The sequence below is a fragment of the Anaerosolibacter sp. genome (assembly GCF_029240175.1).
GTDB lineage: Bacteria > Bacillota > Clostridia > Peptostreptococcales > Thermotaleaceae > Anaerosolibacter.
Genome location: NZ_JARBTM010000003.1, coordinates 169,855 through 181,545 on the forward strand (window position 1 = coordinate 169,855; position 11,691 = coordinate 181,545).

Sequence of the window (11,691 nt, forward strand, 5' to 3'; positions counted from 1 at the left end):
ACATATGAAATGAGGGAACAAATGCACATGTTGATCGATCAATTTTTAAGATTTGAACAAGATGAAGCACTTTATGATGCTAGAATCAAAGGTGTTAAGTTTTGGTCCATCATAAGAGAAAGAGTTTATAATTTAATTTTATATAACAAAGAAAATATAGGCATAGCTCATACAAAATTCAGAGATAAACAAAATACTAAAAAGATTACTATTTTGATAAGCCTTATACTAAACTCAATAACTAGAAATCCTTATTTAGTAGGAAATAAAGAGATCCTTTTTATAAATCATCCAAGAAGAGTATATGACGGTAAATACTACAATTGTTTGTATACAGATAAAATAATTGAGAGAATAAATTACTCATATTGTGTTTTAGAAATTGCTGATTCTGGTGAGCATAAAGTTCCAGTTAAGACTCAAAACTTAAAGTATGCAGATGCTTTAGATCTTAAGTTTTATTTTTTGTATTATATTAATCTGTTAATGAAGAAGCATAATTTAAATGATTCACATGTAGAATATCTTGTGCATTTAGTAATTAAAATTAATAAATATTTCGATATTGAAATTAATCAGAAAGAATTTATTGACATTGTAGAAAAAAGTATTCTGATGCATGATATTTCATGTAAGATATATAGCAAATTATTAATAAAGATAAAACCAAAATTGATTATTGAAGTGAATGGATATGAGCGAAGAAGAAAAGCAATAAATTCAGTTGCTAAGTTATTAAACATTCCTACGATTGAACTTCAACATGGAACAATGGGTAAATATCATGAAGCCTATAACTTTGAAAAAAAGATGGATTTATCGACTTTTCCAGATTATATATTTTCATATGGACAGCTTTGGAAGGATGATACAAGATTTCCCATTAGAGAAGATAGGTTTAAAGTTGTAGGATGGCCATATTACGAGAAGAAAGTAAAAGATTTTAAGAAAAACATTATAAAAGAGAAAAAAACAACAATCCTTTTCATATCACAAGGAACAATAGGCAAAGAGTTGAGCAAAAGAGCAGTAGAGTTATCTCGTATTATGGATAAAGATGAGTATAAAATAATATATAAGCTGCATCCGGGAGAATATTCAAGATGGAAAAATGAGTATCCTTGGCTTGTTAATGATGATTTTCAAATTGTTGATAACAATGATCATGATATGCACTATTATTTTGCTAAATCTGATATCCAAATTGGCGTATGTTCTACTGCATTATTTGAAGGATTAGGACATGAGCTAATAACAATTATTGTAAGACTGCACGGTTATGAAACTATGATGGCATTATATGAAAAAGCAGGAACTTATTTAGTTGATAGCGCAGATGAAATATTAAGTATCTGTGAGAATTCTAAAGGTCAAAAATGTGATTATGATGTGTCATATTTTTGGTCACAAAACAGTATGAACAATATTATTAATGAAATCGACAAAATAATAAAAATGAGAGATGAAGAATGAGACTTAGAAATATAAGGAGTGTAATAGATCCTAAATTGTTACGATCCGCTGGAATTTATACCATGACCAGTGTGATAAATAGTGCAATGCCGTTTTTTCTTTTACCTATTTTGACGCGATATTTGACACCTGAAGACTATGGTGTCGTTTCAATGTTTGGTGTGTTAGTAAGTATCATTGCACCTTTTACTGGATTAAGTATACACGGTGCAATTGGAAGAATATACTATGAGAAAGACACAGTAGATATTAAAGAATATATTGCGAATTGTTTATATATTTTAATGTTTAGCACTGCATTGGTATCAATTGTTTTCTATTTTTTTTCAGAATTAATTGCAAAGATTGCTTCTGTTCCGGTTAAAATGCTGTGGATGGTAATTGTAATTTCTTTTGCTCAATTTATAACTAGAATTGTATTAACGTTATGGCAGGTTCAAGTTAAGCCTGTTCAATATGGGATATACCAGATATCACAAACAGCTTTGGATATGTTATTAAGTATAATACTAGTAGTTTTTATTGGATTGACATGGAAAGGAAGAATCTATGCGAACCTAATGACGTTTTTAATTTTCACAATAGTAGGATTGATTACATTATCAAAGAACAAGTGGTTGGAATTTAGTTATAATCGCTCATATATAAAACACGCTTTGAGTTTTGGCATTCCTTTAATTCCCCATGCATTAGGGGGGGTAATAATGACCATGACAGATCGTGTGTTTATAACAAATATGGTAGGGATTGAGACTACAGGAGTTTATACAGTTGGATATCAAATTGGAATGATCATTAATCTTCTAGCAACATCTTTTAATCAAGCGTATATTCCATGGTTATATGCTAAGTTAAAAGAAAATATCATGTCGTCTAAAAGAAAAATTGTTAAATTAACATATACCTATTACATTATTATAATTTTAATGGCAATTTCGCTATCCATAATTGCACCTACGTTTTTAAACTATTTCGTTGGAAAGAAATTTAGTCAATCTAGCATATATGCCACTTGGATAGCTATAGGTTATGCTTTCAATGGAATGTATTTAATGGTAACAAATTATATGTTTTATGCTCAAAAGACATCATATCTTGCAGGAGTAACATTTATATCTGCGCTTCTTAACATTGTGTTAAATTATGTGTTGATTAGCAAGTATGGTGCAATTGGAGCAGCACAAGCTACTACAATTATTTATTTCATTAAGTTTATTTTTACGTGGATACTTTCGGCAAAAATTTATAAAATGCCTTGGAATTTAAAGCATTCAAATGATTGATTGACTAAATAGATACTAAATAAAATGGATCAAGGGAGGATAACATGAGTAAAATTTTGGTCACTGGGGCAGATGGTTTCATCGGAAGCCATTTAACAGAAGAATTAGTTGAACAGGGTCATAAAGTTAAAGCTTTTGCATATTACAACTCATTTAATACATGGGGATGGCTAGATACACTTCCTAAAAATATAATGAAAGAAGTAGAAGTTTTTACTGGAGATGTTAGAGATCCGAATGGTGTGAGAGAAGCGATGAAAAGCATGGATGAAGTCTACCACCTTGCGGCATTGATTGCTATACCATTTAGTTATCATTCTCCAGACACTTATGTAGACACAAATATAAAAGGTACTCTTAATGTCCTTCAAGCAGCCAGAGAATTGGATACTTCAAGACTTTTAATCACTTCAACATCTGAAGTATATGGAACAGCTCAATATGTTCCAATTGATGAGAATCATCCTTTTCAGGGACAGTCTCCATACTCTGCTACTAAAATCGGTGCAGATCGTTTAGCGGAATCTTTTTACAGAAGTTTTAATATGCCAATCACAATCGTTCGTCCATTCAACACATACGGTCCTAGACAATCTGCAAGAGCAGTGATTCCAACAATTATCACGCAGCTTCTTGCTGGTAAAGAAGAAATCGAGCTTGGTTCATTAACACCAACGAGAGATTTTAACTACGTAAAAGATACAGCAAATGGATTTATTGAGATAGCAAAATCTTACAAGACAATTGGTGAAGAAATCAATATCGCGACCCAACAAGAGATTTCAATCGGTCAACTGGCTGAAGAATTGATTAGACAAATTAATCCAAAAGCAAAAATTGTTTGTGACGAACAGAGACTGAGACCTGAAAAAAGTGAAGTAAATAGACTTTTGGGGTCCAATGAGAAGATTATGAGACTAACCAATTGGAAACCAAACTATACTTTTGAGCGAGGGCTAGCAGAAACAATAAAGTTTTTTCAGGAAAATTTAGAAAAATATAAGGTTGATATTTACAACATATAAATTAAACAATGGAGGTTAAGATTATGAAGTATTGTAAAAAATGTGTTATGCCTAATACAAGACCGGGGATCAGTTTTAATGAAGAAGGAGTTTGCTCTGCATGTCAATCATTTGAAAGACGTAAAGAAATTGATTGGGATAACAGATACAAAGAATTAGAGAAACTGTGTGATAAGTATAGAGGTATGAATGGTTCCTCATACGACTGTGCAATTGCAGTTAGTGGAGGAAAAGACAGCCATTATCAGGTTTTTTTGATGAAAGAAGTAATGAAAATGAATCCTATTCTTTTCAGTGTTGAAGATAATTTTGAAATGACGGAAGCAGGTAAACACAACCTAAAGAATATTTCTGAGGAATTCGGATGTCCAATTATTAGTCTAAAGCCTGATAGAAAAGCTCAAAAACAACTTATGAAGTATACATTTGAAAAGTATGGGAAACCTACTTGGTTTATTGATAGATTAATCTATACTTTTCCTATGAATATGGCATTAAAATTCAATACACCTTTATTAGTTTATGGCGAAAATGTTAGTTACGAGTATGGTGGTCTCGGTTATGAAGAAACATATTCTGCAAGAAATCAATTGAATAATGGCGTTGCTTCAGATATTGATATTAATGAACTGCTAGAAATTGATGGTATAACTGAACAAGTTTTAGAAATGACTAAGGCGCCTTCAAGCGAAAAATTAGAGAAACTAGATCCTATGTATGTTTCATATTTTATTCCATGGAATAGTTATTCGAACTACCAATTTGCGAAGAAGAGAGGATTTAAAGATTTAACACATGAATGGGATAGGACACATCATGTCGAGAATTTTGACCAAATTGATAGTAGAGCATATTTGGTTCACTCATGGCTTAAATATCCAAAATTTGGACATGCCTCGGCAACTGATTATGCAGCGAGATTTGTAAGATACGGACTTCTAACTAGAGAAGAAGCAAAAGAGTTGGTTAAAAAACATGACCATGCACTAGATCCTAGAAGTGTTTCTGATTTCATAGAATTTGCTGGTTATACAGAGGCAGAATTCTGGGCTGTTATTGATAAACTTTATAATAGAGAATTATTCGAAAAAGATAATTTTGGAAGATGGGTCCTAAAGAAACCAGTTTGGATAGAAGAGTAGGTGAGTAGGATGGATAAACTATTTATACCTCTATCTGTTCCAAATTTAAAGGGAAAAGAACTTGAGTATATAACCCGTGCTGTAGAAACAGCATGGGTATCAACTGGTGGACCGTACGTTAATCAATTTGAGGAAAAGATAGCTGAGTATGCTAAATGCAAAGGTGCTGTTTCATGTCAAAATGGTACATCGGGACTTCATATAGCACTTGAAGTATGCGGGGTTACAAAAGAAGATGAAGTTATAGTTCCAACACTAACTTTTATAGCTGCAGTAAATCCAGTGAAGTATATAGGTGCAGAACCAATTTTTATGGATTGCGATGATTCACTTACATTGGATGTCGATAAGTTAAAGGTTTTCTGTGAAAATGAATGTAGCTTTATAGATGGTAAGCTTATTAATAATACAACAAAAAAGCACATTAAAGCTCTGATTGTTGTTCATGTTTTTGGTAACATGGCTGACATGGAAGGCATCAATGATGTCGCTCAAATTTATAACTTGAAGGTTGTTGAAGATGCTACAGAAGCAATAGGAACTTATTATATCAAAGGGAAATACAAAGGTAAGCATGCTGGCACAATAGGTGATATAGGAGTATATTCTTTTAATGGGAACAAGATTATCACTACTGGTGGAGGAGGAATGATTGTTTCGGATAATGAGCATTTTCTTAAAAAGGCGAAGCATCTGACAACACAAGCAAAGAGTGATGAACTCTATTATACTCATGATGAGATAGGATATAACTATCGGATGACAAATCTTCAAGCTGCATTGGGGCTTGCACAACTAGAGCAATTAGAAGATTTTATTCAGATAAAGAAAGAGAACTATCAACTTTATAAAGATAAAATTCAAAAGATACTAGGATTAAGACTTTTAGATTTTAAGGATAGTATTCGCCCAAATTATTGGTTTTATGCTTTGTATGTAGATCCAGAATACACATTAGATAGAGATCAAATCATTAAATATCTAGCGTCCCAAAATGTTCAAGCTAGACCCATATGGGGATTAATCAGTGATCAAAAACCTTACAAGGACAGTCAATCCTATTCAATTGATAAAGCAATTCATTATTGGAAGCATGTTGTAAATATTCCGTGTAGCTCCAACTTGAGCAAAGAAGATGTGCTAACAGTTATTAATATCCTCAAAAATGCTTAATTCAAAAGAGGTGAGGAGGACAAGGTTTGAAAGTTAGTGATGTAATAATTGATGAAGACAATAGTATGATAGATGCAATGGAAAAATTGGATAAAACATCAAAGAAAGTTCTTTTTGTTCAAAATGAAGGTAAATTAACTGCTGCAATTACGGATGGTGATATTCGGAGGTGGATTTTAAAGAAAGGTAATCTAGATGCAAAAGTTAAAGATATTGCTAATTATAATCCTTTATATTTAAAAGAGAACCAAAAATATGAAGCAAAAGAATTTATGAAGAAGAATTTTATTGATGCTGTTCCAATTGTAAATAAGAGTATGGAGATAATTTCAATAATTCTTTTAAATGAAGAAGATATTGACAAGAAAAAAGAGTTGGGAATTCCTATTGTTATTATGGCGGGCGGACTTGGCACTAGACTATACCCCTATACAAAGATACTTCCTAAGCCACTCATTCCTATTGGAGAAATACCAATTGTTGAGCATATCATAAATCGTTTTAATCAATATGGAAGCGATCAATTTTATCTTGTAGTCAATCACAAGAAGAACATGATTAAAGCGTATTTTAATGAAATTGAAAAAGCTTATAAAGTTGATTATGTAGATGAAGATAAGCCATTGGGCACTGGTGGTGGATTAAGTCTACTTAAAGGCATGATTAATTCAACATTTATTTTATCTAATTGTGATATTTTAATCGAAGAGGATTATGAAAAGATCTATAATTATCATAAGAAGGGAAAAAACTTAATTACAATGGTTTGTTCGCTAAAGAACATTAGAATTCCATATGGTGTTATAGAAATTAGTGAAACAGGCGAAATAGAGAATATGAAAGAAAAACCAGAACTATCTTTCTTCACAAACACTGGTATGTATATAGTAGAACCAAAAGTGATAGAAGAACTTGAGGAAGACAGGGTTATTGGCTTTCCTGATATAATAGAACAATATAAGTCTCAAGGTGAGAAAATCGGAATTTATCCTATCAGTGAAAACAGTTGGATGGATATGGGGCAAATAGATGAAATGGAAGAAATGCGAAGAAGGTTAGAGAGAGATGAATAAAAAACTACTTTTAATTGGTGGCGGAGGTCACTGTAAAGCAGTATTAGATAGTCTTCTTGAACTAAATGAATATGCAGAGATAGGGGTTGTCGATAAGAAAGAGAATATTGGCAAGTCGATTATGGGTGTTCCTGTGGTGGGATGTGATGATGATCTAGGGTTTTTATTTAGCGATGGTTATAAATATGCCTTTGTCACAGTTGGAAGTATCGGCAATCCATTGCTTCGTATTAAGCTATTTAACATATTGATTAATATTGGATATGAGATTCCTGCCATCGTTGATGATTCAGCTAAAGTTAGTAAGCATGCCAAAATCGAACAAGGCGTGTTTGTTGGGAAACAGTGTGTAGTCAATGCTGGTGCCCTGATTCAGAAAGGGAGTATCATTAATTCTGGATCGATTGTGGAGCACGACTGTCAAATTGGTGCCTTTTCTCACATTGCTCCAGGAGCCGTTTTAGCTGGAGAAGTAGTTGTTGGAGAGAGTTCTCACATTGGATTAAATGTTACGGTTAAACAACAAATTCACATAGGACCTAACTCAATAATTGGCATGGGAAGTGTCGTCTTACATAATATTGATTCTCATATAATGGCTTACGGGAATCCATGTAGGGAGGTGAAGAAACTATGAGTGTATTCGTTATTGCAGAAGCTGGTGTAAACCATAATGGGAGTTTGGAATTGGCAAAAAAATTAGTCGATGCAGCTAAAGATGCAGGAGCTGATTGTGTAAAGTTTCAGACTTTTGTTTCTAAGAATATCGTTTCAAAAAATGCAGTAAAAGCTGAATATCAAAAACAGCAAACACAACCTGAAGAATCTCAACACGATATGCTTAAAAAGCTTGAGCTCTCTTTTCATGAATTTGTGGAGCTAAATGAATACTGTAAAGGTAAAGATATTGAATTTATGTCCACTGCTTTTGATTTTGATAGCATTAATTTTTTAAATAGTCTAGAGATGAGTACTTGGAAAATTCCATCTGGAGACATTACGAACCTACCTTATCTAATGAAGATTGCTAAACTTAATAAGCGTGTGATACTTTCCACTGGGATGAGTACAATGGACGACATAAGAAGTGCCATCCAAGTGTTAAAAGATAATGGATCAGGAGAACTGACTGTTCTTCATTGTACAACAGAATATCCGACACCTTTTACTGATGTGAACTTAAGAGCTATGCTAACAATAAAGGATGAATTTGGCGTCAAGGTTGGTTATTCTGATCATACAAGAGGTATAGAGGTTCCTATTGCGGCGGTTGCTTTAGGTGCTATGGTTATAGAGAAACATTTCACATTAGATAGAAACATGGAAGGACCTGATCATAAAGCAAGTCTAGAACCCGATGAGTTGAAAGCTATGTTAGATTCTATAAGACACATAGAGTTAGCCCTAGGTAACGGAATGAAGCAGCCAGCCGAATCAGAGAAGAAGAATATGGCTGTTGCCCGAAAGAGTATTATTGCAATGAAAGATATTAAGGCAGGAGAGCTTTTTACGGAAGAGAACCTTACAGTAAAAAGACCGGGTGATGGAATAAGTCCTATGAGATGGTTTGATGTTATAGGTAAAGTTGCACGAAGAGATTTCGAAGAAGATGAGTTGATAGAGCTATGAAGAAAATAATCAGTATACTAACAGCTACAAGGGCTGAATATGGTTTGTTAAAACCGATTATTGCAAAACTTAATAAGGTTGAGGAATTCGATGTGAGAATCGTAGCCACTGGAGCACATCTTTCTCCAGAGTTTGGCTTAACGTATCAAGAAATTGAAAAGGATGGTTTTATTATTGATGAGAAAATAGAGATCCTATTGAGCTCAGATACGCCATCCGCCATTTCCAAATCAATGGGCCTTGCTATGATTAGCTTTGCTGAGTATTTTGAGAAGTTACATCCGGATTTATTGATTGTTCTTGGTGATCGATATGAAACACTTGCTGTAGCAACTACAGCTATGAATCAGAGAATTCCAATAGCCCATCTTTATGGCGGAGAAACTACAGAAGGTGCCATCGATGAGTCTATTCGTCATGCAATAACAAAACTAAGCTATCTTCATTTTACAAGTACAGATGAATATAGAAATAGAGTTATTCAATTAGGGGAGCATCCAGGTCGTGTATACAATGTTGGAGCAATCGGTATGGAAAATATCTTAAATGAAAAATTGTTACTAAAAGAAGAACTAGAGAATGAGTTGGAAATTAGTTTATCAAAACCATATGCGATGGTTACATTCCATCCAGTAACACTTGAAAACAACAGCTCTGAGAAGCAAATTGAATCCCTTCTTGAAGTCTGCAAAGAATATAGGAACTTAAGGTTTATTTTCACTAAAGCAAACGCAGATGCTGAAGGTCGCATAATAAATCAGTATATTGATAGATATGCCAGGGAAAATGAAAACATTGCATCTTTTACATCTCTCGGCATGAAACGTTACCTCAGTGCGCTTAAGTATTGTTCAATGGTTATTGGGAATTCCTCTAGTGGGCTACTAGAAGCACCTAGTTTTGGTATCCCTACTATCAATATTGGAGACCGACAAAAGGGAAGGCTACAAGCAAGTAGTGTCATTAACTGTGAACCAACACAGGGAAGTATTAGACAAGCAGTGAATTTAGCATTAAGCGAAGATTTCATACAGAAAGCTAATGAAACCGTTAATCCATACGGTAATGGAGACACATCTAATAAAGTAGTCGAAGTAATAAAAGAATACATTATTAATGGTGAAATTGATCTTAAGAAAAAGTTCTATGATTGTGAGGTGGAGTAATGAAAAATCTAGCGATTATTCCGGCACGGTCCGGGTCGAAAGGTCTTAAGAACAAGAACATTAAACTCTTAAATGGAAAGCCTTTATTGACTTATACAATTAAAGCTGCAGAAGAATCGGGTTTATTCGATGAAATAATGGTTTCTACTGATTCGGATGAGTATGCTAAGATTGCTAAACAGTGGGGTGCAAATGTCCCTTTCTTGAGGAGTGAAGAATTATCTAATGATACCGCCTCATCATGGGATGTTGTCAAAGTAGTTATTGAAAGATATAAGGATTCAGGAATTGAATTTGATACGGTTGCATTATTACAACCAACGTCACCACTTAGAACTTCAAATGATATTATTGAAGGTTACAAGGCTTTGAAAGAAAAGACTGCCAATCTTGTTGTTGGTGTTTGTGAAATGGACCATTCACCGTTATGGGCAAATACATTGCCGGAGAATCATTCGATGGAAAACTTCATAAAACCAGAAGTCGTTTTGATGCCTAGACAGAGTATTCCTACATATTATCGAATAAATGGGGCTTTATATATAGTTAGAATTGAATACTTGATGAACTCCTCAAATATCTATGCAGATAAAAGTTTTGCGACAGTTATGAGTAAAGAGAATTCTGTTGATATAGATGATCAAATGGACTTTGTTTTTGCCGAGACGTTATTACAATATAGAAATAGTCTAGAGTGGTAAATAGCAATGAAAATACTAATAACAGGTGTAGCCGGATTTATCTGATTTCACCTTTCAAGAAAATTACTAGATGATTCTTATCAAATAATAGGAATTGACAACTTATATAATTATTATGATCCAAGCCTTAAACAGTCGAGAATTGAGGTCTTAGGGAAGTATACCAACTTTAACTTTCACAAAGTAGATTTAAAAAATAAATCCGTAGTTGATAATATCTTCGACACTTACCAATCTACTCATGTCATAAACTTAGCGGTTCAAACAGGAGTGCGATATTCAATTGAGAATCCCATGCTTATATAGATTCTAACCTGACTGGATTTATGATCATTTTAGAGGCATGTAGAAACTATCCAGTGAAGCATCTTCTTTATGCTTCTTCCAGTTCTGTCTATGGTGGCAACAAAGTAGTGCCATTTTCTACTAATCATAATGTGGATCATCCTGTTTCGCTTTATGCTGCGACGAAGAAATCTAACGAGCTGATGGCTTATCATACATATAGCCATCTCTATGTTATCCTAACAAGTAGTTTAAGATTCTTCACAGTTTATGGACCATATGGAAAACCAGACATGGCTTACTTCTCATCTACAAAAGACATCCTAGCTGGAAAGCCTAACTAAGTTTTTAACCACGGTAAGATGGGAAGAGACTTCACATAAATTGATGACATTGTAGAAGGCATAGTGAAGCTGATCGTTAAAGCTCCAATTGCCAATAGAGAGTATAATGAAAGTAAGGCGATTTAAGTACAAGCTTTGCACCATACAAGATTTACAACATAGGAAATAATAATCCAGTGCAGCGTATGAGATTTATCAATGCTTTAGAACCTGCACTTGGAAAAGAAGCGGAGAAAGTCTATGTGGATATGCAACCTGGCGATGCTCTTAGAACATATGCTTATGTATCAGATCTTGAACAAGATATTAACTTTAAGCCAAGTACAAGCATAGAGGATGGTCTTCAGAAGTTCGTTGAATGGTATAAAGTGTATTATAAAGTTGGGAATTAAGCCAA

11 protein-coding genes and 1 pseudogene are annotated in these 11,691 nt (G+C 33.6%); all 12 read left to right on the forward strand.

What is annotated here, in order from left to right; translation table 11 throughout:
* Positions 1-21 precede the first annotated feature (21 nt).
* Positions 22-1,473, forward strand: coding sequence for a hypothetical protein (locus K0R93_RS02920; RefSeq protein ID WP_300297310.1), 1,452 nt, complete (start codon positions 22-24; stop codon positions 1,471-1,473).
* A complete protein-coding gene (locus K0R93_RS02925; protein ID WP_300297313.1) occupies positions 1,470-2,756 on the forward strand; it encodes a flippase in 1,287 nt (428 codons plus the stop codon). Before K0R93_RS02920 ends, K0R93_RS02925 begins: the two co-directional genes overlap by 4 nt.
* Before the next feature lie 44 nt (positions 2,757-2,800).
* Positions 2,801-3,781, forward strand: a complete 981-nt coding sequence (locus K0R93_RS02930) for an NAD-dependent 4,6-dehydratase LegB (RefSeq protein ID WP_300297316.1) — start codon at positions 2,801-2,803, stop codon at positions 3,779-3,781.
* Between the two features lie 23 nt (positions 3,782-3,804).
* Entirely contained in the window at positions 3,805-4,923 is a 1,119-nt protein-coding gene (locus tag K0R93_RS02935) for an N-acetyl sugar amidotransferase (RefSeq protein ID WP_300297319.1), read from the forward strand.
* Between the two features lie 9 nt (positions 4,924-4,932).
* Positions 4,933-6,096: a LegC family aminotransferase gene (locus K0R93_RS02940; protein ID WP_300297322.1), complete on the forward strand. Its 1,164-nt coding sequence runs from the start codon at positions 4,933-4,935 to the stop codon at positions 6,094-6,096.
* Positions 6,097-6,122: 26 nt separating this feature from the next.
* Positions 6,123-7,169, forward strand: a complete 1,047-nt coding sequence (locus tag K0R93_RS02945) for a sugar phosphate nucleotidyltransferase (protein WP_300297325.1) — start codon at positions 6,123-6,125, stop codon at positions 7,167-7,169.
* A complete protein-coding gene (locus K0R93_RS02950; protein ID WP_300297327.1) occupies positions 7,162-7,806 on the forward strand; it encodes an acetyltransferase in 645 nt (214 codons plus the stop codon). The genes K0R93_RS02945 and K0R93_RS02950 overlap by 8 nt, the downstream gene beginning before the upstream one ends.
* A complete protein-coding gene (gene neuB / locus K0R93_RS02955) occupies positions 7,803-8,798 on the forward strand; it encodes an N-acetylneuraminate synthase (protein ID WP_300297330.1) in 996 nt (331 codons plus the stop codon). The genes K0R93_RS02950 and neuB overlap by 4 nt, the downstream gene beginning before the upstream one ends.
* The gene (gene neuC / locus K0R93_RS02960; protein WP_300297333.1) at positions 8,795-9,964 is read left to right on the forward strand and encodes a UDP-N-acetylglucosamine 2-epimerase; all 1,170 of its coding nucleotides are present in this window, start codon (positions 8,795-8,797) and stop codon (positions 9,962-9,964) included. Before neuB ends, neuC begins: the two co-directional genes overlap by 4 nt.
* Complete coding sequence (locus K0R93_RS02965; protein ID WP_300297335.1) at positions 9,964-10,665, forward strand: acylneuraminate cytidylyltransferase family protein; 702 nt, start codon at positions 9,964-9,966, stop codon at positions 10,663-10,665. The genes neuC and K0R93_RS02965 overlap by 1 nt, the downstream gene beginning before the upstream one ends.
* A 93-nt stretch (positions 10,666-10,758) precedes the next feature.
* Positions 10,759-11,294, forward strand: a pseudogene (locus K0R93_RS19085) (GDP-mannose 4,6-dehydratase).
* A gap of 176 nt (positions 11,295-11,470) precedes the next feature.
* A complete protein-coding gene (locus K0R93_RS19090) occupies positions 11,471-11,686 on the forward strand; it encodes a hypothetical protein (RefSeq protein WP_330684989.1) in 216 nt (71 codons plus the stop codon).
* Positions 11,687-11,691 lie beyond the last annotated feature (5 nt).